Annotated in this window: 18 protein-coding genes and 1 pseudogene; 4 read left to right on the top strand and 15 right to left on the bottom strand. The window is 65.8% G+C overall.

All coding sequences use genetic code 11. The features are described 5' to 3' along the window. On the top strand, positions 1 to 183 hold a 183-nt coding region (locus BLU09_RS39100), incomplete at its 5' end, for a hypothetical protein (RefSeq protein WP_208610779.1). 602 nt (positions 184 to 785) lie between these two features. Here BLU09_RS39100 and BLU09_RS33305 read toward each other — a convergent pair. Together BLU09_RS33305 and BLU09_RS33300 are read right to left on the bottom strand one after the other, a co-directional pair. Beyond that, a complete protein-coding gene (locus BLU09_RS33305) occupies positions 786 to 1,157 on the bottom strand; it encodes an integrase core domain-containing protein (RefSeq protein WP_244172246.1) in 372 nt (123 codons plus the stop codon). A gap of 202 nt (positions 1,158 to 1,359) precedes the next feature. Continuing rightward, positions 1,360 to 1,671 carry a DUF378 domain-containing protein gene (locus tag BLU09_RS33300; RefSeq protein WP_090494729.1) on the bottom strand — a complete coding sequence of 104 codons (312 nt, stop codon included), beginning with the start codon at positions 1,669 to 1,671 and terminating at the stop codon, positions 1,360 to 1,362. 187 nt (positions 1,672 to 1,858) lie between these two features. Here BLU09_RS33300 and BLU09_RS33295 point away from each other — a divergent pair, with 187 nt between their 5' ends. Both BLU09_RS33295 and BLU09_RS33290 read left to right on the top strand, forming a co-directional pair. Next, the gene (locus BLU09_RS33295; RefSeq protein WP_244172245.1) at positions 1,859 to 2,764 is read left to right on the top strand and encodes a YihY/virulence factor BrkB family protein; all 906 of its coding nucleotides are present in this window, start codon (positions 1,859 to 1,861) and stop codon (positions 2,762 to 2,764) included. A 78-nt stretch (positions 2,765 to 2,842) separates the two neighbouring features. After that, complete coding sequence (locus BLU09_RS33290) at positions 2,843 to 4,924, top strand: AsmA family protein (protein WP_244172244.1); 2,082 nt, start codon at positions 2,843 to 2,845, stop codon at positions 4,922 to 4,924. Positions 4,925 to 4,983: 59 nt separating this feature from the next. Here the strand turns inward: BLU09_RS33290 and BLU09_RS33285 are convergent, their stop codons facing one another. After that, positions 4,984 to 5,421 (bottom strand): phosphate-starvation-inducible PsiE family protein, encoded by a 438-nt coding sequence (locus BLU09_RS33285; RefSeq protein WP_090494725.1) that lies wholly within the window; start codon positions 5,419 to 5,421, stop codon positions 4,984 to 4,986. 2,253 nt (positions 5,422 to 7,674) lie between these two features. Here BLU09_RS33285 and BLU09_RS38490 point away from each other — a divergent pair. Then, a complete protein-coding gene (locus BLU09_RS38490; protein ID WP_143043243.1) occupies positions 7,675 to 7,923 on the top strand; it encodes a hypothetical protein in 249 nt (82 codons plus the stop codon). 191 nt (positions 7,924 to 8,114) lie between these two features. On the opposite strand, the gene BLU09_RS33280 is transcribed toward BLU09_RS38490, so the two are convergent. The 12 genes and pseudogenes from BLU09_RS33280 to BLU09_RS38965 all read right to left on the bottom strand — a co-directional run bounded on the left by BLU09_RS33280 (position 8,115) and on the right by BLU09_RS38965 (position 22,999). Further along, complete coding sequence (locus tag BLU09_RS33280; protein WP_090494722.1) at positions 8,115 to 9,608, bottom strand: RES family NAD+ phosphorylase; 1,494 nt, start codon at positions 9,606 to 9,608, stop codon at positions 8,115 to 8,117. A 348-nt stretch (positions 9,609 to 9,956) separates the two neighbouring features. Beyond that, the gene (locus tag BLU09_RS39630) at positions 9,957 to 10,241 is read right to left on the bottom strand and encodes an integrase core domain-containing protein (protein ID WP_244172243.1); all 285 of its coding nucleotides are present in this window, start codon (positions 10,239 to 10,241) and stop codon (positions 9,957 to 9,959) included. A 336-nt stretch (positions 10,242 to 10,577) separates the two neighbouring features. Next, positions 10,578 to 10,754 (bottom strand): annotated as a pseudogene (locus BLU09_RS40150) (hypothetical protein); the annotation flags it as partial. Positions 10,755 to 11,242: 488 nt separating this feature from the next. After that, entirely contained in the window at positions 11,243 to 12,253 is a 1,011-nt protein-coding gene (locus tag BLU09_RS33270) for a phosphotransferase enzyme family protein (RefSeq protein WP_090494717.1), read from the bottom strand. Positions 12,254 to 12,261: 8 nt separating this feature from the next. Next, positions 12,262 to 14,010: a hypothetical protein gene (locus BLU09_RS33265; protein ID WP_090494714.1), complete on the bottom strand. Its 1,749-nt coding sequence runs from the start codon at positions 14,008 to 14,010 to the stop codon at positions 12,262 to 12,264. A 6-nt stretch (positions 14,011 to 14,016) separates the two neighbouring features. Further along, positions 14,017 to 15,516 (bottom strand): TolC family protein, encoded by a 1,500-nt coding sequence (locus BLU09_RS33260; RefSeq protein ID WP_090494712.1) that lies wholly within the window; start codon positions 15,514 to 15,516, stop codon positions 14,017 to 14,019. Further along, positions 15,513 to 17,624 carry an ATP-binding cassette domain-containing protein gene (locus tag BLU09_RS33255; protein ID WP_090494710.1) on the bottom strand — a complete coding sequence of 704 codons (2,112 nt, stop codon included), beginning with the start codon at positions 17,622 to 17,624 and terminating at the stop codon, positions 15,513 to 15,515. Before BLU09_RS33255 ends, BLU09_RS33260 begins: the two co-directional genes overlap by 4 nt. After that, complete coding sequence (locus tag BLU09_RS33250) at positions 17,621 to 20,350, bottom strand: ATP-binding cassette domain-containing protein (RefSeq protein WP_090494708.1); 2,730 nt, start codon at positions 20,348 to 20,350, stop codon at positions 17,621 to 17,623. Before BLU09_RS33250 ends, BLU09_RS33255 begins: the two co-directional genes overlap by 4 nt. Before the next feature lie 2 nt (positions 20,351 to 20,352). Next, entirely contained in the window at positions 20,353 to 21,570 is a 1,218-nt protein-coding gene (locus BLU09_RS33245; RefSeq protein WP_090494705.1) for an HlyD family secretion protein, read from the bottom strand. A gap of 633 nt (positions 21,571 to 22,203) precedes the next feature. Further along, complete coding sequence (locus tag BLU09_RS39625; RefSeq protein ID WP_244172241.1) at positions 22,204 to 22,341, bottom strand: hypothetical protein; 138 nt, start codon at positions 22,339 to 22,341, stop codon at positions 22,204 to 22,206. A gap of 240 nt (positions 22,342 to 22,581) precedes the next feature. Then, positions 22,582 to 22,776: a hypothetical protein gene (locus BLU09_RS33235; RefSeq protein ID WP_090494703.1), complete on the bottom strand. Its 195-nt coding sequence runs from the start codon at positions 22,774 to 22,776 to the stop codon at positions 22,582 to 22,584. Between the two features lie 85 nt (positions 22,777 to 22,861). Then, positions 22,862 to 22,999, bottom strand: coding sequence for a hypothetical protein (locus tag BLU09_RS38965; RefSeq protein ID WP_167371208.1), 138 nt, complete (start codon positions 22,997 to 22,999; stop codon positions 22,862 to 22,864). Positions 23,000 to 23,358: the final 359 nt, after the last annotated feature.

Genomic DNA, 23,358 nt, shown 5'->3' with positions numbered 1-23,358 from the left:
GTGGCCGGGCGGGCGACCGGGACGTCTCAGATCATGAACCACGTGTTGCTCACGACAACGTCGGCGAACTCGCTCCTGACCGTCCGCAATCCCGCCGGTAACTCACCGGCACTGACGATCACGCCTCTCGCCGGCGGAACCCGCGCTGTCTCCGCATCGCTTCTGATCAAGCAGATCCAGTAATCGGAAGTGCCAGAGAGGCCATTCGATACGCTCGAGTAGCCTCTCTGGTGTAGTGAAGGTGTCGCGGACGGCTTGAGCGAACGTCGCGGCCTAATTCGGCCTCGGATGATTGAGTCGAAGTCCAGGGCGAGCCGAGAAGATGGGGCACCGCTTGGCTTGGGGTCGGCGCGGTAGTAGCCGGGCCCTACGCGAAGCGCGCACTGGAGTTGCGTCATCTCGTCGAAAAGGAGGTTGTGCATGGCGCGCTGGCACAACGCTCGCCAGATCCGCTCTCTGGGCTAAAGTTGCGGGCTGGAAGGTAGTCGCCGATACAGAGTCGGATGAGGAGAGCGTCGCAGGGCCCAGTGTGCCTTCCCAAAATTCGGTCGCTGCTTCATGAGTGCGTCAAGGCTGCGTCAAAACGCGCGGCATAAAGTGAGCGATGCGCGTAACGAGCCGCTGAGACCTTTTCTTCCGTTTGATAGAGGTCGGAATTACGCCCGGCTCAGACGCCTCAACACCTCTCTTCCTGCGTGTGGCCGCTCCCCTCCCGTCCTGCGAACCCAGGTAGGGTGGTGCAGCACACGCGGGTCTACGAGGGTTTTGTTGGAAAGACCGAGACTCTACGCAGCGCAGCGCTCGTACCTGTGGTGGAGCCCGAAGCCTTCCCGTAGCTCTATCACCTTGGCTCCGTGCTCCGGGCCCTGCACCACACGTCTCTCGGGCGCATCCTTCCCGAGCGGCAGGTGCGTCCAGCTCGCGTTGTAGTAGCGCTGGTACTCGCGCAGCAGGCGCCGAGCGTGGGCTTCGCTCAGGACGACGACGTGGTCCAACAGATCCCTACGTATCGAGCCGATGACTCTCTCCGCATAGGGATTCTGCCTCGGACACCGTGCTGCACTCGGCACCTTGCGAATCCCCACGTCGCAGTCGGAATGACAAAGAAGTCCATCCCCGCGGAATCCGCCAGATGCAAGCGCAAGAAGTTCCGCCATGTTGGTGACGGTTTCGGCGCGCCCCTTCCCGGTCTGGGCATGTAAGCGCCTTCACGAAGACCCGCATCTAGCCATTCTTGCCGACCATAGATGGCCGGCCAGAATTCTGCCGCGCCCTGTCACGCGCCGCCTGATGCCACAGAGCCAGCCGCGCACGCTCACACCACGATCGAACCCTCCCTTGGCTCAACTGCTCTCCGCATCAGGCCCGCACGTCCGACCGTCGGTTGGACCCAGCACCCGTGATTCGGGTCGTCGTGGTCGTTGTCGTCGTTTCCAGCGGCCGACGCCATGGGAAGGTGAGCGCGAGCGCCACTCCCGCCAGTCCCACGACGGAGTAGATGAGGCGCGCAAGAGCGCTGGTCACCTCACGTGAGCCGCCACCGAAGATCGCCTCCACGAGGTTCCAATTGAAGAAGCCGATCAGGCCCCAGTTGATGGCGCCGATGATGGCCAGCACCGCCATCATCTTGGCCAACACAGCCTTCAGGCGGTCAGCATCCGTGCGTTCCATGGCTCGTTTCCTCGTCTGAAGGTGTCGTAAGGCTGGTAGCGGGCGGCGCCTCCCAGTGAAAACCCTGGCTGCCCTCCAGATGAACCTAGTGACTGCCCTGCGCTCGGGCCCGGATGCCTGGCTGTTCAGGGGCGCTGTTGAAGCAGTTAAAGGCGGGGCAAGGCTACCTTTCGCCCAGGAGATGACCATGAAAGGCGTGCCTCGCAGCCTGACTCGCAAGGAAGCGCCCGGCGCGGAAAGGCGTCCTGCCAGGGCACACGGGGGCCTACCCGGCAGCGCAGCGGAGTGGGCGGACATCCTTGGAAGACTGCGGCGGGATTGGCAGCGCAACAAGCTGAGCGACGCGGCGGCCGCGCTCACGTTCTACGGCCTCCTCGCCCTCTTTCCCTTCCTGCTCCTCACCGTCGCGCTGGCGGGCCTCGTCATTCAACCCTCGCAGGTAGAAGCACTCATCGGCGCGCTGGGGCGCGAAGTTCCTCCGGCCTTCAGCCGGCTCCTCTATGAGCAACTCGCGCAACTCACCTCCGGGCCAGGCAGGGGGCTGCTGACGATCAGCGCGCTGGCCGCCGCGGGGTCGGCGACCGCCGGGGTAAGGAGTCTCATGACGGCCCTCAATACCGCCTACGCTGTGACGGAGAGCCGTCCGCGCTGGAAGCTCCTGGGGATGGCGTTCGGAATGACGCTGGCGGGAGCCGTCCTGGCGCCGCTCGCCGGTTTCATCGCGGTGGCCGCCCCGGCGCTCGCCACCCGGCTCGGTGGGCCCTGGGCAACGCTGGCTGGCTGGCTGAGGTTTCCCCTCGCGGCGCTGCTGATGATGATCCTCTGGGCCGTCCTCTACTCCGTGCTCCCGGATACCCGGCAGAGGTTCAAGTTCATCACGCCCGGCTCCGTTGCGGGGGTGCTCGTCTGGCTTGCGGCTTCGCTGGGCTTCTCCTTCTATGTCTCCCGCTTCAGCACGTTCGGCATCACCTATGGCGCCCTGGGAGGCATCATCATCCTGATCTTGTGGATGTGGATCTCCTCGCTCGCGCTGCTGCTGGGCGCCGAGTTCAACGCCGTCCTCGGCCGCCGTTCCACTGAAGACAAACGCTGAGCCCGCTCCGGTCCGAGCAGACGGCGCGGCGGCGGTCGACAAAGGGGCAATGCGCACGGGCGGCGAGACAGCCGTCTCTTGCAGGCGCGGCCCAAGAGGAGCCTGGTTGACTGGGGGCTCCGCGGGGCCAGGGGCCGCTCATCTTACATGGGCATGAAGAGAACCGCGCACTCCGTCCGCCGTGGCTTGAAGGTCGCGCTCGGTGTCGCGGCCGCCGTGCTGGTGCTGGCTGCCGGTGCGCTGGCCCTGAAGCCGTCGTGGATCGCCGAGCGTCTGCGCGGGCAGCTCGAGGCCATCGCCACCAGCTCCCTCGGCCGTCCTGTGAGCGTCGAAAAGCTTGATGCCCACTGGCTTCCGACGCCCGGCGCCACGCTCATGAACCTGCGGGTCGAGGGTGACGGCAACGAGCCACCGTTCCTGGAGGCTCCACGTGCGACTGCGACCGTTCAGCTCTGGCCGCTGATTCGGAGTCTCGGCAAGGATGTGCGCGTGAGCGCGCTGAAGCTCGATGCCACGAAGCTGAACCTGGTGCGGCGCGAAGACGGGACGTGGAACCACGAATCACTCGGGAGCACCCGCTCCGAGTCCGAGCGAGGGGCGTTCGTCGAGGACCTTCGGATTCGAGATGGCGTCGTGAATGTGACGGACCTGCAGGCGGCCGGTGGCACCGCCGCGGTCGTGCTTCGGGACATCGACGTGGAATTGAAGGGCCTCGGACCGGGACTGGCGCTCGAGGGCGCCATGAGGGCAGCGCTCGCCGCATCGGAGCAGAACGTGACGGTGGACTTCAAGGTCGACCCGCTCCCCGCCGGGAAGCTCCAGCCCGGCCAGCCGGTACCCGAGGTGACGCTGCACCTGCGCGGCAAGGACCTCTCCGTGAACGCATTCCGGAACTTCCTGCCCCCGAAGGCGGCTGGTTATTTCACGGGCGGCCGGATGGACATCGGCGCGGATGTGAAGACCGACCAGGGCGCGTACGCGCTCTCGGGCCATGGCTCAGCGAGAGCGTTGAAGCTTCGTGGTGAGCCGGCGAGCGGCTCGTTCGCATTCACCTCGCGCATCGACCCGGCCCATGTGAAGGCGGCGAAGGTGGACTTCACGCAGATTGCGCTCAAGGGCCCCGGCGTCCAGCTCGGCGGCACGGCCTCGGCCTGGATGGCGCCCACGCGCGTGCGCTTCGCGTTGCAAGGGCAGGAGTTCGACGTGAAGCACCTGCTCGGAGTGCTGCCACCGCAGCCGAAGGATGAAGCATCGGCCACCGCGCTGCCTGCCTCGGTGCGCGCGCAGCTTGGGGAGGTCGATGTGGGAGGAACACTCAAGCTGGCGAAGCTCCACCACGGTGCGCTCGTGGCCACCGACGTCGACGCGCAGGCGAGGCTGGATGACGGCGTGCTCCTCGTGCAGCGTGGTGGCGCAACGCTCTATGGCGGGCACGCTGACCTCACGGGGACGCGGGTGGACCTCACCAAGCAGCAGCCGGAGTGGACACTCAAGGTGGTCCTCGCCGGAATGGACACCGCGAAGGCCTTCCAGTCGCTTTCGGGACAACCGTCACTGAGGGGCCAAGCCAGCGGCGAGCTTCAGCTCACCGGTACCGGCGTGGATTGGGCCCAAGCGCGGGACAGCGTCACCGGCGGCGGGAGCGTGCAGCTTCGCGACGGTGCCCTCACGACCGCAGACGTCGGTGCGGAGGTGGCTCCGGTACTGACGCGGGGCTTGGAGGTACTGGGGCTCAAGGACGCGACTGGCACGGTCCAGAGAGCGGCGCAGGGCACCCGACTGAACGACCTGAGCGCGCAGTTCCGGGTCCAGGGCGGATGGGTCGCGTTTACAAAGCCCATGGCGTTCCAGTCGGACATTGGCAACGGGACCCTGGATGGCCGGGTGGGCCTCGATCAGCGCCTGGAGCTCAAGGGCACGATCAACGCTTCCGAGCAGTTCGTCTCGGCCATCACCCGCGGTGCGATTCCAATGAAGGCGCCGGTGACGATCCCACTCACGATCACGGGCACGCTCAGAGCGCCTGAGGTGAAGCCTGGCAGCACGCTGGACGTCGCCAAGGGCCTGCTGCCAGGGGGGCTGCGGCAGCAAGGGAGCGATAACCCGGTGAACCGAGCACGCAAGGGCCTTGGAGACCTCTTCAAGCGACCGAGGAAGTAGCGAAGGCGCTTTGCCTCGCTGCAGCGGGAGCCATCAGCATCGGGACGCAGCTTCACCGTCTATTCGCGGTTCGAAGTAGGGCCAACGCTGGCGTGGGACCGATGGACCAGGAACCAGGTGGCGCCGACGGACAGCAGGAGCAGCGAGAGGGGTAGGACCCTCGGAAAAGTTTCCGCGTCGAGTTCCATCACCACAATCTTTCTGACGACCGCGATCAGCGCGGCCTCCATCACCGTTGGCACGATGCTGCGGTTGCGCAGATGTGCGATTCCAATCTTGAAGAGCTCGAGCGCGATGAACACCACCAACCCGACATCGAGCAGGTGCCCGATGGCGGTAGCGTCGAGGGTTCCTCCCAAGAGCCCCCTGTGCACAATTGCCAGGAGGAACGCTGCGAGCCCGAGCACGGCAACGACGGCCGTGCCAAGGGTCACGCCTACGCTGAGGCTGGCTTCGATGCGCTCCAGCCATCGCTCGATAGTGCTTCGCGCGCCCATGTTTCCCCCGTGGTTGGAAGACTCCGCGCATCGGTGGGATGGCGGATGAAGTCCACCGGCAGTGGAGTGTACCTCCTGTGACTACCCAAGACTCGGTCGCCGCGCCATGGGTGCTTCAAGGCCACCTTCGACAGTGCGTCAACGCGAGTGAGCGAGGCGCGCATGGTCATCATCTTGCCTGCCCTCCATCTGTGCGAGACGGACATCGGGCGTCATCCGCTTGGCCAGCGGCACGTCCAACCGCAGCATCATGGAAGCGTCGTTCCGGGCCCCAAGGGCCTGCCGGTGATGCCCACAACCTCACCGGCTGGCGCCAGGGAACTGAACCTCACGGCAGCGGACCATGCGCTTCAGGAGGCCCCATGGCGGAGCCCCTCCGTGACGGGGATTTCCGGCCGGTGCTCGGCAACCAGGGACCGAGCTGACGTCGAGCCAAGCCCCGTCCCGGTGCCGCGAGCTGACGGGCTACGCGTCTGCCTCGGGAGAGCGGAGCCGGGCATTCCAGGCCCAAACAGCACTCTCAGAGCGCTTCCGCTTCTTCTTCGGCTTCACGGGCGGCTGGGCCTCCACTACGGAGAGGGAAGTGGTAGAGGGCGGAGGTGGCGTGGGCTCCACGAGGGAGGAGAGGACCACTGGAGCCGGTGCGTTCCACCAACCACCGAATCCGGCCCGGAAGAGCCCCATCACCCACTCTTTAAAACTCAGGCTCAGCATGTCCCGACTCCCTCCTGGGGGAGTCTGGGCTTTCCCCGCCAGACGGGTCAACCAGCCTCCGTGCCTCCCCTAAACTCGGTCGCTGCGTCACGAGCGCCTCAGCCGCCGCGGCATGGCGGGGGCCTCCTCCGCCAGCAGTAGGCGTCGGGCGCGCGGGCGGGGAATCCCCCAAGGGAGGTAGTCGTCAGCGGCGAACGCGGGGGACGCAGGCCCAGGGCATCAAGCGTCACTCCGGTCCAACATCCCACACCCCCTCACTCTGGGGATTCTGGACGCCATCCCCAATTCGCGATAGTCGGGAGTAGCCGCACCGAAGTTTGCGGAGACTCAATCGGACCCCGAATTTTCCCGAGTTCGCCTAACCCCAGGATTTTTCTCGTGTTTTCCGTCGCAGTCTCTGGAGAGAAGGCCGAGAACAAGTTCGCGCAGGGCTTCAGTCGGGGAGCTGAACGAAGGGCCCTACCAACCGGTAGGGCCCTTTTGTTTTACACGGGCCTCGCGATGAAAATCGCGGGGCCTTCGTGCTTAAGCCCCTGAATCTCAAGGGATTTTGGCTCGCAGTACTGAAGAGGGCGCTCTCGGCTCTCTTCCCTGCAGAGCGCGATGCCCCCTCTTCTCCGCCGCCGACTGGGCTCTCTGAAGCGCTCCTGCGCCCATTTTGGGGAGAGAGAGGCCGAGAGTGGTTAACAGTTTTGTTAACCACTTCGGGCGACCGATTCTGACAATCCCTGGCTTTCGATGTCGTACCTTCCGGGGTTGCTTCGCTTCCCTGTCTCCAAGACGGCTCGGAGCCATTCGGCGACGGATTGGCCCCTCGTGGCTGTTAACCGAGGGAGCGAAACGCTGCGGGGGCTTACCGGGTACTCGCGATTTCGTCGCGCGGCCCAGACCCTCCCAGACGGCCCTCAGACTGTCTCGACAGGCGTAGAGCCCTCTGTCCCCGCCTCACTCCACTTCTCCACGAGGGGCGCGTACGCCCGAACGAGGTTTCTGGACCAGAACGACGAGCCCAGAACCCGCCCGCACGCGCCCCTCCTCCTGTGGCTGAGCCGTTGAGGGGCCCAAGGAGAAGTCCGCCCTGACCGACCCACGGCGGCTCCGCGGAACCGCCAAGTCGGGGCTGCGCTGCCGCCCGCCGCAATAGGCAGCGCGTGAACGAGCACCAGCCGCGCGGGCGGAACCCCGTCACCTTCGGCTACGCGAGCCGACATGCGACGGCTGACACCAGGAGCGAGAAATGCGCGAGCAGCACGCTTCGCGCCTTCAAATTCGCCCCTCCAGAGCCAGGCGGAGCTGCCAGCTCGCCTCGTCAGGCGGCTTTAAACTTCCATGCGGAGTGCCGACTTGCGGACTTCCGCCAACCGCTTGGGTGCCGAACCTTGATATGGCTCCCGCGCTTGAGTGCGTCGAGAACCACATCCTCAGCCCGAGCTGCTACGATTCAACGTTGGCGTTTGGTGGGCTGTGGTGCTGGTGGGGAACTGGTTGCTTGTTCACTGCGCAGACTCGGAGCGTTCGGGGCCTGCGATGGGGCGCACAATGACGTTGAGCGATTTTCTTGCATTGCCGGTCGGATACAAACTCTCTCCCGACGAAGTTGAAGCGCTAAACAAGGCGCTCTCCAAAGCGGAACCGAAAGACATTCCGCCAGAGAAGCGCTCGCAAGTGATTGACTACCTTGACACCGCGCTCTTGCATAGCGCCGTGGGGCTGAACATCCGAGCCGTGGAGCTGAACATCCAAGCTGATTTGAACAGGCTCTTGGAGGAATTGAAGGCAGCATCATGACGCACGCCCCTTCGGCTCCTCGGCAACTTTACAGCCATGGCACAGTACGAGGAGAAGGCTGCCCATGGTGCTGACTGGCGCCCACTGTGGACATGGGCACTTGGGGCGGTGCTTCCGCTGACGACGCCTATCGCAAGGGCCTAGCTCTTGTTCGCAAGATGGCCAAGCCGCCCGAAATGACCGGCTGTACTTCAAAACGGAAACGGGTCATCCGGCTCCTCTTCGCCAGCCTGGGCGCCCGAATCCGACTCAGGTGGGAAGACGTGATGCCTGACGGGATGGGCCTCCGAAACGACCTGGATCGCCGTGATTCGGTGGACCTCCAAGGTGGTTGGGTCGAGGCACAGTGCAGGCACGCGAGCGTCGCCATACCTTCCGTCAGGTGTCTGAATGTCCCAAAAGGACTTGGCAACAGAGGGCTTCGAGGGGGTGGACTTCGGTGGCGTCACGTAGATGGTGTAGTCGGGTTCTGCACCATCCTCTGAATAGCTCTCAAGAGACACCCTGACTGTTGCTTCCTTTGGCAGCTCCGAAGGCTGCACCCGTGCGGATTTGTGGAACAGGACGATGTTGAGTTGCCCTGAACTCGCCTGCGCCGACGGGTAGATGATCCCGTCGATAGAAGGTGCATCCATGGAGGCTAGATAGTCAGCAATGACCTGCGTCGGCAGATATTCGATAGCCTCATCGTCAGGCATGATGGGCATCGTGATACGGTGACTCAGGTGCTCCAGGAACATGGCATGCTTGAGCTTGCCTATGAACTCAGGATCGAAGTCGCTGCCCATGACATAGATGTTGCGAAGGACAGTCAAATCCAGCAGTCGAAGCGGTCGAAGCAGTGAGAATTTACCGACAACGACCTGACTGCCTACAGGTGGCCGAACCTCCGCCAGCGCGGTCGCCGGTGTGTTCGTCCCGTAGAACACAGAGATGCCCCGGGAGTTCATCCGCAAACCTGGTGCGATAGCGGATGGAGGAGGGCCCAGTTCCTTCTCTGGGTGACGTAGTGCTGCCTCTAGCTTTTCGTCGGATTGGAAGACCCGCGCCCGGAAGAGCGCATCAATGGACTGGCCAGGGCCAGCCTCAACCAGCGCAGGACGTCCACTCCGGTCGCGCAACCCATCGATGCCGTGAAACGTTGCCGCCAGGATTTTCTCGGCCGAGCGGCTGAAGTACCGGGCCTCGGTCTTCAAACTCTTCTCGAAATCGCCCCAGTCCATCTGGAGCTCTGCATCGCTCAACCGGGCAGGCTCGTACTGTGCCTCTGAGTCGAACGGCGGCTCCTCCCACGCATCGCGCGGGTCATGACTGGAGGTGCGTTCGTCAAGAATGGCGCGAATGTCCTCTGCCGGCTCCAGCTCGATCCCCGCCGCTTCCGCGATGACGTCCACCACGGGCTCCCCATGGCGCTCCCATTCGTAACTGGACTCGGGGTCCTTCGACATCATGTACTCAAAGCCGTCCGGCTCTGTCGATGTGCGGCGGTAGTGACTCTCGAACGCCAGCTCGACACGGGCGGCCAAATCTTCAATCGCCTCTGTGGGCCCTTCATTCTCACAGTAGGAGCAGGTCGCCAGCTCCGCTCGGGCCACGATGACGGCTTTGAGATACGACTCGCCAACGCAGTCTGAGCAGATGCGCTTCGTTCCTACGCTGTCATCAGGTGTCTTGCCGTGGGTCATGTTCTTTCAGCCGTCGACACCTTAGTGTCATATCAACACTACGTCAAGAGTGCCGCCCGACCCGTGTGCCTACCCAAAATTCGGTCGCTGCGTGTGCCTACCCAAAATTCGGTCGCTGCGTCATGAGTGCGTCAAAGCTGCGTCAAAACGCGCGTCATGACGTGAGCGATGCGCATGACGGCCCGCTGGGTCCTCTCTTCCATTTGATGGAGGTCGGAATTACGCCCGGCTCAGACGCCTCAACACCTCTCTGCCGGCGTGTGGACACTTCCCTCCCGTCCTGCGAACGCAGGTAGGCTGGTGCAGCATGCGCGAATCTGCGAGGGTGCTGTTGGAAGGACCGAGACTCTACGCAGCGCGGCGCTCGTACCGGTGGTGGAGCCCGAAGACTTCCCGTAGCTCTATCACCTTGGCTCCGTGCCCCAGGCCCTGCATCTCACGCGTCTCGGGCGCATCTTTCCCGAGCGACAGGTGCGCCCGGCTCGCGTTGTAGTAGCGCTGGTACTCGCGCAGCAGGCGCCGAGCGTGAGTTTCGTTCAGGACGACGACATGGTCCAGCAGCTCCCTACGTATCGAGCCGATGACTCTCTCCGCATAGGGATTCTGCCACGGACACCGTGCTGCACTCGGCACCTCGCGAATCCCCAAATGGGTAAGCGTGGCGCGAACGCCCTCGGAGTAGAGCTTGTCCCTATCTCGGTGCAAGTACCTCGGAGCACTGGCCCAGGGAAAGGCCTCTCGCAACTGCTGCTTCGTCCATTCTTCCGTCGGGTGCGCTGTCACATTGAGGTGGAGGATTCGCCTGTCTCGGTGACTCACCACCACAAATCCCAACAGCACTCCAAACGTCGCAGTCGGAATGACAGAGAAGTCCATCCCTGCGGACTCCGCCAGATGCAAGCGCAAGAAGTTCCGCCATGTTGGTGATGGTTTCGGCGCTCCCCTTCTCGGTCTGGGCATGTAACGAGCGACCGTTGTCTGGCCTACCTCCATCCCCAACTTCAGCAACTCCCCGTGAATGCGCGGAGCCCCCCATGTCGGGTTGGCTTCGGCCATGCGCCGAATCAACGCGCGCAGTTCAGGAGTTGCCCGAGGCCGCCCCAGCCGACTCCGGGACTTCCAGCGCCAGAAGAGCCGAAAGCCCATCCGATGCCACTTCACCACTGTCGCCGGCTGCACAAAGCACAGTGGTCTTCGCCACTCCTGCCAGAGGCGTTGGAGAACGACCCAGAAGACGCGGTCGCCCCGAGCAAACCTCGGGGATGGGCGCTTCTCACGGAAGACTGCAAGTTGCTGGCGAAGAGCCAGGTTCTCCAGCGCCAGCTCCGAGCGGCTCCGCAAGACCGAGCGCAACGTCTGAGCCAGCGACTTGACGAAGGCCCTCATCCTGCCATTCTTGCCGGCCGTAGCCAGCACGCCAGAATTCTGCCGCACCCCGTAACGGACCGCATGGCATCACAGAGGGAACCGCACACACTCCCCCTCTTTCGCCCGGTCAAACCCAGTATTCATCGACCCCATCCGTAGGACTGTGCATGCAATGACGCGTTCGCCGACGCACGCTTCTCGTCGGCCCCGAATATCCGGTAGTCACAGCCAGGTCCTTCTTCCACAGCAGGCTGGAGAGGTGCTCGTTACACGTTGAAATCAATCTGCAGGACGGGTGTGTCCGCTTCGATGTCGCGCCGGAACCGCCCCCACCGGTCGAGCGTGCTCTCGTCGAGCACGGCCGGGTCTCGATACTGGTGGAACAGCGCGTAATTCATCGAGCGCTGGAGCGCGAGCAGGTCCGGCACGGCCGCGAGCCACTCGCGATCCATCCGTCGGAGCTCCCGATACCCTTCGAGGAACGGCCCCAGGAACGCAGCGGCCGCTTCGTCGCGCGCCTCTCGAGCCTCGCCTCGCGCGATGTAGAAGAGGAGTACCGCGATGTCCTTGACGAACCACGCGTACTCGCAGTTGTCGAAGTCGAACGCGGTGATCTTCCCTTCGGCGAAGCAGAAGTTGTGCATGTGGAGATCGGCGTGGATCAGCCCGTAGCTCTCCGGTGTTCGCGGTAGCCGGTTCAATCGCGCGATGATCGCCGCGGTGCGCTCGCGAACGAGCTTCTCCTCGGGAGGCGCGAACCGGTCGATGTCGACCACGTCGTACTCATGCCATTCCTGGCGCTTGAGCCTGGGGCTCGAAGGCGCGTAGGTCTGGGCGCGGTTGTGGAGCCGCGCGAACAGCCGGCCCAGGTCGCGGAACAGGGGGGGCTTCCAGTAGCGCTCCTTGAGCGGAGGCGCGTCGTCGAAGACGATGCCCGGCGCGCGCTCGAACGCGGTGGCGACGAAGTAGCTACCGGGCTCGCGGTCTTCGATCCGCTCCACGAACTGCCCCGATTCGGAGAGGACCGGCGAGGCGATGGGAATGCGCGCGGCGGCCAGATAGCGAACGAACTCGACCTCACCCAGCGTGTAGTCGATCGTTCGCCGCGTACTGTGCGAGATGCGCAGAATCAGGCCCTCGCCGTCGTCGTTCTCCGCCTCGTAGACGAAGTTCTCGAAGGCCGTGAGCTCGGTGAGCTGCTCGGGCGACAGGCCATACCGGCGCGCAGCCTCATCGCGAATCGGTTCGTGGAAGCGGCGGACAAGCTCTGGATGCATCGAACCCTCTAGTCCTTCAACGTGAGGCTGCTCTCACCGTAGCCCAGCACGGTCGAGGCAGAGTCGCTGGTGACCGAGACGCCCAGGCCGCGCGCGAGGGTCTCCGCCAACGGGGGGCCATTGCGCGGCCGCGTGAACACAGCCAGGTCCGCGCCGGTCAGGGGGTGATCCGGGCGCTGGAGCCGCTGGTTCAGCATCGCTTGCTCGCGCTCGACGACGCGCAGGCACCGGCGCTCGAGGGCGAACGCGCTGGCAGCGACGCCAGCGAGCTCACCGCAGAGGGGCTCCGCCACGGCCTTGTCTCCCGGCAGCCCATGCGCGAAGAGCTCGGCCAGTCGCCGCTGGCTCGTGGCCTGCTCGGCGGGATCCAGCTTCGCCAGTTCGTCCAGCGACGTGCCCTGTGGCGTGCCGGGGAACGCCTCGCCGATGCGCGCGAACAACCAGCGGCTGAGCTTGATCTCGCGCTGGTATGTCTCGGCGAGTGGGAAATCGTCCCGGAGCAGCGGGTAATGCGCGACATCGATGGGCGCCTCCACGCACTCTTGCAGCGCGGTGCGCGGGAGGTGTCCGGCGAACGCAGCCCGGAGCCGTTCGTGGAGCAGCCCCTGGGTCGCGCCGAGGAAGCGGACCACCGATTCGACGCGCTGCCCGAGCAGGCCGTAATCGAGCGCGGCGTCGAGATCGCCGAGGCGCGCTGCGATGTCGGGCTGGGCCTCGATGGGTGCCGGGGCCGAGCCGGTCAACACCTGCATGTATTCGTTGATCAGCGCCGGCGGACCGGCACACACGCCGTGCGGACCATGGAAGACCGCGTGACGCTCGGCATAGTCCACGATCGATTGCGCGGTGACGGGCTGCTCGGGGGCATCGCGCACCAGGTCGTTGGTGACCAGGCGAACTCCGTCGATCAGCCGGAACATGGCCGCGAGCCCGCTGTCGAGCTCTCCGTTCGGCACCGGCTGGGTGCCCCGCACCAGCACGTACCCGACCGACGCGAGCGTGCAGACGACCATCATGTGGAGCTCGCCCGCGGTGAGCACGCCCGGGGTCCGGGGCGGCATGCGCGCGAGGAAGGCCTTGCGGAACTGCTCGGTCAGCGAGAGCAGGTCCGGCCACTGACGCGCCATGCCCTTCATCGCGGTCACGTTCATCGGGCGTTCGCTCTGGTACCGGCTCCCCGCGTAGTGGCACTGCTTGCGCACGGTGGGGAGATCGAGGAACAAGGTGCGCGGTGCGACGTTGTTCTCGCCCACTTGCCGGCCGTCACCGTCGAGCGCCGGATGCGCCACGCGGTAGACCGGCACGACCACCTCGAGGTTCGAGAGCTCGAACGCCCGTCCGAACGCCTGTTCGGTCAGCACGGGGCAACGGTTGTCGCGGGCGCTGAACGTGAGCGGCTCACGCCCGGCTGGCACCTCCCCCAACCGCTCAGGGAAGGACACCACGGCGCGGCCCGTAGGCGCATCCGAGACCCGCCTCAACACCCGCTGTTCGATCAATGTTTCGAGCAGGTCCCGGATCTTGTCCCAGGAATGGGGCGCGCCGTCCGACCACGCCATGGCGTCGGAGGCTTGAAATTGCTCGACCTGGAGCAGCTTCTCGCCCAGGGGCGCGATGTCCGGCTCGTCGAAGATGAGCTCCACCTCGCCATAGAAGAGGTGCAGGACCTGCTGGCCATTCCCCGCGTCGAGCCGGTCGTGCGTGAGCCGCCTTCGATTGGGAATGTAGAGCATCTCATCCGCTTGCAGCTGTGCCATGGCTTCTCACTCCCGCTTCAGTGTGACGTCGCGCGACCAGGTGCCGCCGAGCGAGCGATAGACCTCGACGCGATGGTTGAGCAGCAGCCGTTGCGCTTGCAGACTTGCGCGCTCGAGCCCGACCAGATTCGTCAGGGCGGTGAGCACCGTCAGATAGTCCGAATGCCCCTGCTCGAAGAGCCGCCTCGCCTCGTCCAGGAGCTGCTGCCCGAGCTGGACCTGCGCACGCAGGCTGCGCAGGCTCGTCGCCTCGTTCTCCTCCCGAACCACGGCATCCTGCACCCGTCCAATCGCGGTGTGCAGCGCGAGCTGGTATTGGATTTCGCGACGCTGGAGCTGGATCGGCAGCCGCATGTACTCGGTGACGCGCCTTCCATCGAACAGGGCCCAGGTCAGGTTCACCCCGACGACGGACTCGGCCAGGGCCGGCTCCGAGAGGCCGACCTTCAAAGCGCCCACGTTGCCCACCAGTTGAATCGTCGGAAGCCAGCTCGCCAGGTTCGCGTTGATGCGGTGCTCGACCTCGGCGACGCGCAGCTCCGCGAGCCGCATCTCGGGCGTGTTCACGTTCAGGTCGCCCGGCGTTCCGAGTTTCGGTGGGGGCGGGAGATCGGGAAGCTGTCGATCGAGTGGAATGACGTCGTCGGCGGGGGTTGGTACCCGGCCCAGCAGCGCCTTCAGCTCCGAATTCAAGAGCGCGTTCCGGGTGGCGATCAGCGGCACCTGCGATTCGAGGTTCACCAGCAACTGCTCCTGCTGTAGCACCACGAGCCGGGGCGTGAGGTGCTGCTCGAACCGCGCTCGAATCAGCCGGAGCAGTTCCTTGTTGTAGTCGATCTGCCGCAGCGTGAGGTCCCGGAGCGCGCGGGCCTCGAGGATGTCGAACCAGACCTGGGTGATCCGCACCGCGAGGTCCTGGATGCGGCCCTCGGTGAGCTGCCGCTGCTGCTCGGCGAAGTTCATTCCCGCGCGCCGCTGCGCACCGAGGGCTCCAAACAGGTCGACCTGGTAGGTCACGCCGAAACCGACGTTGGCGACGTCGTACTCGGCCCGGGTTGGCGGCGCGGGCGGAAGGTTGGCGTTGGCGACGACATGCCTCAGCCCCGCCGGGTTCAGGATGCCGACCTGGAGCGGGTACCACCAACCTTGCGGCACGTTGGGGTCGAGCTGGTTCTCGTAGATCAGCTCCCGCACTTCGCGCAGGACCAGATTGTCGCCGAAGCACTCCTGGATGGCCGTGTCGAGCGCCGGATCGGCGAACGCCGTCCACCAGACTGCGTCCTGGGTGATGCGCTCGGCGGGCTTCTCGGGCACGCCCTCCTTCGGCGGCCGCGGGCTTGGAACCCCGCCCTCCGGTGCGCTGGACGGTTGGGTCGGCTCGGTGCGCAGTTCGCTAGCGGTCGAGTAGCTGCTCGGCGTCGGAGGCGGTTTGACGACGACGGGGCGAATCAGCTCGCAACCGGAGCAGGTCATCGCGAGGAGGGCGAGCGTAAGTCGAAGTCTCATGGGTGGCTGACGACCACGAGGGCTTTCGCGTGGTTGAGGACGCAGCGCTGCGCGACCCGCATGGTCTCGGGATCGAGGGAGGCGAAGCTCTCGTCGAGGATGACCAGCTCGACCCCCTGCAGCAGCGTGCGCGCGATGTAGAGCCGGCTCTTCTCGCCGTGCGAGAGCTGCCAGCCGGTCTCGCCGATCATCTCCTCGAGGCCGGCGGGCATCTTGGCGACCAGTTCGTCCAGCCCCAGCTCCTTGCACAGCGCGGCGGCCTTGGTCCGCAGCTCGGGCGAGGTCGGCCACTCGCGCCCGAGCAGGAGATTGTACGCGAAGCTGCCGGACAGGACGTGGTTCTCGTGGAACTGCGGCGCGGCGGTGATGCGCTTGCGCCAGCCCGAAGAGCCGAACGTCGCGCGGTCCAACGCGTGCAGCAGCATCACACCGCCCTGCGGCGTCCTCAGGCCCGTCAACAGCGACACCAGCGTCGACTTGCCACCGCCCGATGGGCCCTCCAACAGGATGCGGTCGCCCTGCGCGATCTGGAACGAGCAGTTCTCGAGCACCGGCCGGGTGCGCGCGTCGTGCCGGAAGGTCACGCCCCGCGCCTCCATGAGGGTTCCGCTGGCGGCGTCGGTTTGCTTGCCTCCCTCCATTTCGAGAGGGACTTTCGATTCGAGCTCGGGGCGGCCCACCGCGAGCAACAAGTCGCGGATCTGCTCGAACGACACCGCCGCCTGGGAGACCTGCTGGAAGTAGACGGCGACCTCGTCGAAGGCTCGCAGCGCGAGCAAGATGCCGCCCACGGACACCGCCAGCGCGCTGGCATTGGCCGTACCGATGCTGAACGCCGGCAGCAAGGTCAGCAGGGCGAGCACCAACCAGCCGTCGCGCAGGAGCGCGGTCAGTTGCATGGTCCGGCGATCCATGACCTTCGAGATCTCGGAGTAGGAGCTCAAGCGGACGTCTTCGCCATCATGCCAGCGTTCGAGTGGAAGCTGCGCCAGCCGCGTTCGATGGCCGAGCATGCGCTCGAGCAGGTCGTGGGTGATCTCGACGCGCGCGCTCGACCACGCCCGCTGGACGCCGTAGTGGCGGCGCGCGAGGACGAACGCGACCACGACCCACAGGACGAGCACCATCGCTTGGGGCCACCCTCCGGCTCCGAGCACGAGGATGACGCCCGCCAGGATCAAGTCGACGAGCGACAACACCGCGAGCAGGGCGCCGCCGACCGCAAGCTGCTCGACGACCTCGGCCTCGGCGACGCGGCCGAAATGGCGGCCGATGCCGTCGAGCCGCACCTCGTCGGGGGTCAGCTTGAGGGTTCCCGCAAGGAGCTGCTGCTTCAGCAGCGTTCCGAGCCGGATCGAGAACACGCCCTGCCACCACACCTCGAGCATGCGGAGCGGAATCGCGCACGCGATCACGGCGATCCACCCCAGGAACCAGCCGGTCTCGAGGTGGGCCTGGAGCGCGGCGCGACCGAGCAACCAGAACGAGCCAGCCAGCACCAGCGAGAGGAGCGTGTGGCTCACGAGGATGCCGGCGACGAGCGACGGGATGTCACCGAGCAGCGTCCGCCGGCTCGCAGTGCGCCTGGGGCGCATGATCCAGCCGGTGCGCAGCTGCACCTGGCCGAGCCGCTGCAACAGCATCTGTGAGCGGGCGTGCTCGCGCGCACGGGGCGACATCTCCACGCCGCCGAGCAGCTGGTCCACCTCGGCGACGGTGGCTTCCTGCTCTTCGCGCAGGAGCGTGAGCGCGCTCTTCCTCTGGACCGAAACCACCGTGGCGTCGCGCGCGAGCAGGCGCAGCTTCCCGCGCCGCGTCCCCAGCAGCACCAGATAGGACGGAACGCCGTCTCGCCGGACCTGGAGGATGCAAGGCGCGGCGCGTTCGAGGACGTCGGGCAGCTCGTGGTAGAGCGGCGTGATCGGCTCGAGCTCCACGCCGAGTCGATCTCCGAGCGCGAACATCCAGACCCGGCTCGGCTCGACGGCCGCCGCGGGCGGGGCGATCTCGCCCGCGGCCCTGCCATAGCCTTGCCTCTGCGCCAGCTGCTCCAGCGCGTCGGGCAGTCGCTCGACCGGCCACAACAGGTCGGAGTCCGAGCGCGTCATCCCACCAGCTCCAACTCGCCTGCTGCGGGCTCCGCGACCGGCTTCTCCACGGGCTTCGGCGCCGGCCTCTCCACCAGCTGGCCGTCCGAAAGCCACCAATGGCGCCAGCGCCCATTGCCCCAGAGCAGTGTGCGATTCTCCTGGTCGGCGCGAAGGAGCACGGCGTACCGCGACTCTTTGTTCGCGAGCAGCTCCTTCGGCGGCCCGTTCTCGAGAATCCGACCGTTCTCGATCACGAGCACGCGATCGAACTCCTGGGTGTGCTCGACGTCGTGGGTGACACAGAGGAGCGTGATGTCCGCCCAGAGCCGCCGGGACTCGGCGAGGAGCCGCGCGCGCCGGTCGCGATCGAGACCGCGAAAGGGCTCGTCGAGGATGGCCAGGCGCACGCCGGAGCGAAGCATCGCGCGCGCCAGGCGCACGCGCTGACCCTGGCCGCCCGAGACCAGCCCTCCGCCTTCGCCCAACGACGTCTGCAGCCCGTCTGGAAGCGCCTCGAGGATGTCGAGCATCTCGGCGCCCTTGAGCGCCCCCGACAGTGACCAGCCGTGCGCGCCGTCGTTGCCATACCGGAGGTTGTCGATGAGGCTCTGGTTCCAGAGACTGATCGCCGGATCCACCCAGGCCGTGGTGCGCCGCAGCCGCTCGACAGCGGCCTGATCGAGCACCTGCCCGTCGACCTTGATCTCGCCGCGCGCCGGCCGGAGCCAGCCGAGCAAAAGGCCGACCAGCGTCGACTTGCCTGCTCCGGAGACACCGACCACGGCCACATGCTCGCCAGGGGCGATGTTCAAGGAGACCTTGTCGAGGATGGTGTGACCGCCACCCTTCACGCGGACCTTCTCCATCACGATTGAAACGCCGCTCGCGACGTCCGCGGACGCGACAGGCTCCTGCACTGGCGCCTCGGGCCGGGCCGGCGGATCCTTGATGTCGCCGATGACGTCGAGGAGCCGGCGAACCCGGTTCATCGCATTCGGGAACGCGCGGCTCAGCAGCATCAGCCGCTGGCCGAGAATGGGCAACCGCAGCGCCCAATAGACGACCAACAACACCAGCGAAGCCCGGTCGGTGCCCGCGAGGTACGAATAGACGAGCAGCATGACGAGGCCGTAGCTCACCAGCATCAGCCCGCCTTCGAACCCGACCGACAGCGTCTGGAGCCAATAGCGCGCCTTGGTCCAGCTGACGAGCAAGGTCTCCTGCGCGCGGCGCAGCGACCGCTCGGCGCCGTGGATCCGGATCGGCGTGAGCCCGACGAGCGCGTTCAGGGTGAATCCGCTGAGCGCGCCTGCGTGCATCTGCACGCGCAGGTCGGGCTCGAAGAGCAGCTTCTGCGCGACCAGGGGCACGAGCAGCGTGACCGCCGCGAGCGCGAGCACGATGTGCCATGCGTGCGGCGCGGCCCAGATGAGCGCGGCGGTGATGCTCGCGACTTCGAGCGATAGGATCAAGGCCTGCGCGAGCAGGAGCGGCAGCGACCGCATCGCCTGGATGTTGTGCGTGCGAGACGCCATGTCGGAGGCGAGCCGGCTCTGGAAATAGCGGTCCTCCATCTCGGGAAGCTTCTCGAAATACGCCTTCCGCAGCCGCACCTCGAGCCGGCGGCCGATGCCGAGCAATCCCAATGAAATGGGGATTTGGATGAGCATGAAGCAGAGCGCGACGCCCGCGAGAACAGCCATGCCCGTCGCACGCTGCGCGAACGTGCCGAGGTCGCGCCCCAGGTCGAGCACGCCACGGAGCATCAGCGCTTGCAGGATCCGCCCGAAGGTGGCGAACACCAGTCCCACCGCAATCAGGCCCGGAACGACCCACGAATCTTCGCCTCGCAGGCGGAGCAGCGTTCGCGCCGGGCTCGTCTGCTTGGCGACGAGCTCCGTCGCCAGGTCGCTCGCGAGCACGGCTTTCGGCGCGTCTTCGCCTGCGCGCGAAGCCTCGCGCCAACCGCGAACCCGCATCAGCACCGCGCCGGTCATCGACAGCTCGCCCTCCGCCTCGGGGTTGGGGCGAACGGACCAATAGGCAGCGGGAATGGGCACTTCGCCGGAATCGTCCTTCGCCATCATGGATTGCAGCAGACCCGCCGCCGTCCGGCCTCGCCGGACGGCGCCCGCGCGGATCATCGCTTCGGACGCCCGACACGCGGCGTCGAGCCTGGCGATCGACAGATACCCAGGGTCCTCGAGCGCCCGGGCAACCAGCTCCCGCGCCTGCGTCGCACCCAGGTTCAGCAGGCGGCGCTCGAACGTCGCGACCGCCTCCTCGGACCCGGCCCATTCCCGCCAGCCGGTCTCCGGAACGGACGTGGTGTGCTGGTACAGGTGGCTCAGCAGCGTCGAAATCCGGGTCCAGTGACGGCCCGCCGCCGGGTCCATGACCTGGATGAACGGGCCGACGCGATTCCACAGCACCACGAAGTGCGGCCGTCCTCCCGCGCTGAGCGTGACGATGATGGCGGGAAGCGCCTTGGCTTCGGGGACCATCACGTGATCGAGCGGAAGCATCACCTCCTCGGCGTCGAGCCCGAGCTGGTTCGCGACTTCATCCAAGGTGACGATCGAGGTGCCATCAACGTCCGTCTGACACACTTCGCGAAGGACGCGATAGTTGAGCTCGACACCCATCCCCGCGAACAGGCTCTTGAGTGAAGCGGGGCCGCAATCCGTCGCCGAGATCTGGATCACCTCGGGAATGATTGAGCGCCGGCGCCTGGGAGGAGTCATGGTCAGCGGGCCTCGGCTTCGGGCCGGAACACGGTCACGGGCCGTTCTTCAGGCTGCGGATTCCATTCACCGACCGCCCGCATCAACAGCGCGACAGGCGACGCCCGCGCGACCTCGACCTCCACCGACAGGGTCATGCCGTGGCGCAGCTGGATGCGCGGATCGTCCGGCGGTGCGAACTTGAGCTCGACGCGCACCGTACCGGGGATGGCCTCGGGCGTGGCGGTCTGGCCGGGCTCGGTCCCGACGGCCGTCACCCGGGCGGGGACCGTCCCGTAGATGGTCATCGGGTAGCCGTCGAGCTTGAGGCGCGCCGTTTGACCGGGATGTATTAATCCGACGACCTCCTTCGGGAAACGGGCGCGCACCCGCACCTCGGCATTGCTCGCGACGATGGTGCCGACCCGCTGCCCGTCGGCGATGAACGCTCCCGAGCCGAGTTCCGCCACGTCGACCAGGTGGCCCGTGGCCGGCGCCCGATACAGCTTCCGCTCGATCTGGTACTCGAGGCGGTCGATGGTCCCCTGGAGCTCCCGGATTCGCCCCTCGGCGCCCAGCGCCTCGCGCTCGAGTTCCAGCAACTGCGCGGCGAGGGCTTGACGGCGAACGTTCTGCTCGCGCCGCAGTCGGATGAGCGCCAGGCCCTGCGCCGTCTGCGCGAAGCGGAGCGCGTCGACATCGGTCGAGCGCTCGAGCTTCTCCATCTCCGAGACCGCGCCCGTCGGGCTATTGAGGGCCAGCTGCTCGCGTTCCACCGCGAGCCGGTGCCTGGGCGCGAGCTCCTGCTCCCTCCCCAGCGCCTCCTTGACTGCGACCTCGTCCACCCGTGCCGTCAAAGCCGCCTCTTCGTGCTTGTTGGTGATCTGCTGGCGGATGATAGCGAGCTCCTTCTCGGTCGCGGCGAGCGTCGCCTTGCTCCGCTCGAGCTCGAGGCGCTCGGCCCGTGCGTCGAACTCGATGAGAAGGTCGCCTTCCTTGACCTCCTGGTCGAGTTTGAGCTGCGAGAGCACGACCCTGCCCGCGCTGGGCGGCTCGATGCGATGGACGGCGTTGTGTGGCTCGATCCGGGCCTGTGAGCTGGCCTTGACGAGCGGGACCTTGGCGAACAGCGACCATGCGATGAGCCCGCCGGCACACAACACCATCAGAGCGACGAACACGAGGCGCGTGTCCGACTCGTAGCTCAGGGAACGAAGGGTCCGCTCGAAGGGATATGCCATGGTCCGCCAACCAAAGTCGCCTTAATGGTCTTGCCCTGTCAACACCTCGGCCACTGCTTTGTGATTCACGCTCCCATTGAATGAATACGAGCACCTCGATGCGACGCGGGACTTCATCCGCATCGCCGCAATGCGCCACACATTGATTTCTGGCTCGATTTGACATCCAACTTCAAGTTCACTTAGCGTTTAACTCGAAAGGAGGCACGACATGAAGATCAAGATCCACGTTCGCGGCGGCCCGAAGGCGCGTTAGTAGTCAGGCGTTTTGATGCCAGCTGTTAAGGCTGGTCGTTCCTCGTTTTCGATCACCAGAGGGGGGCTGATGAAAATTTTCCATCAGCCCTCCTCTTATTTCTGGTTCTGGCAACGTCTTGATCTTGCAGGTGCTCGTTCCTGCCAGGTTGCTCCAGAACCTCTCATGCGCTTGAATCGAAGATGCGCTGCATGCGGGCGCCCCCCTCCCCTCCCGCGAAGGTAGGCAGGATGGCGCGGCAGCGACATGTCTCTGAGGCCGTTGCTGGAGGGGCCGAGATTCTATGCCGCTCGGCGCTCGTACCGGTGGTGGAGCCCGAAGACTTCCCGCAGCTCTATCACCTTGGCTCCGCGCTCCGGGCCCTGCACCTCACGCCTCTAGGGCGTATCCTTGCCGAGCGACAGGTGCGTCCGGCTCGCGTTGTAGTAGCGCTGGTACTCGCGAAGCAGGCGCCGAGCGTGGGCTTCGTTCAGGACGACGACATGGTCCAGCGACCTCAGTCGCTTGTGCGTCATGGGCGCGTCGAGGCACGTTTGAAAGCGCGTCGATGCGAGAGAGCGAGGCGCGCTGGTCTGCCTGTGCCTACCCAAAATTCGGTCGCTGCGTCATGAGGGCATCAAGGCCACACCGGCAGTGCGTCAAGGCGAGTGAGCGAGGCGCACACAACGACGTGCAATGAAAACAGGCGCGGCTCGCAAGGATGCCTGAAGTGGCCATTTGGCAAGAGGGCGCATGCCAGGAACTGCGCTTGGCGCTCAGAATTCGTACCGGCCCGCCAGACGCACCTGTCGGGGCAGTGCATACGCGGGTTGCACGGCCACGTCGCGGCCCCAGGCAAGCGTGGACTGGGGCTGGACGTCGAGGACATTGAAGATGTCGAGGTGAAAGTGAACGCGCTGCCGCGCACTCACGCGATAGTTCACGCCCACCTGGACGTCCAGGGTGTGCATCCACGGCTCGCGCCCGCCTGAGGACTCCCGGCGCGCTCCCGACATACCGACGTAGGACAGCTGTGCCTACCCAAAATCATGGCCGCTACCGCTCCGCCTCCTTGAAGAACTGAGTGAGCGAGGAGTCCAGCAGCGACTGGCGGGACTGCATGTACTGGCGAGCACGGAGGAATGGCAGCCAGACGCGCTTGCCAACACGCACCAGGGACTCGTCCATCTTCACCCGCAGCCCCCACGACCTTCCAACCGCCGCACCCGCACGTTCCCCCAGCCTCTGGCATACGCCCCGTGCCCCGTCCCCACCGCCAGGTGGTAGAAGCCCACCGGCACACCGAAGGACAGGGAGTCAAAGGCTCCCGCCGAGACACCCAGCGCATTCATCTACCCCCGCCTGCATTGGGGTCTCAGCACTCTGGGGGCCCATTCGAAGTACCGTGCATGAAATGACGCGTTCGCTGATGCGCGCATGGCACGGGCCCCCAATTTCCGATAGCCACAGGTCTCACGAGAATCTGGTTCCTGTCGCGACGGGGCACGGCTAAGGCTTACCCAGAACACGCACACGTCTGGATTGGCGTGGAC

The organism is Myxococcus virescens (assembly GCF_900101905.1).
Taxonomy (GTDB): domain Bacteria; phylum Myxococcota; class Myxococcia; order Myxococcales; family Myxococcaceae; genus Myxococcus; species Myxococcus virescens.
This window is presented reverse-complemented; position numbering and strand designations above follow the sequence as displayed.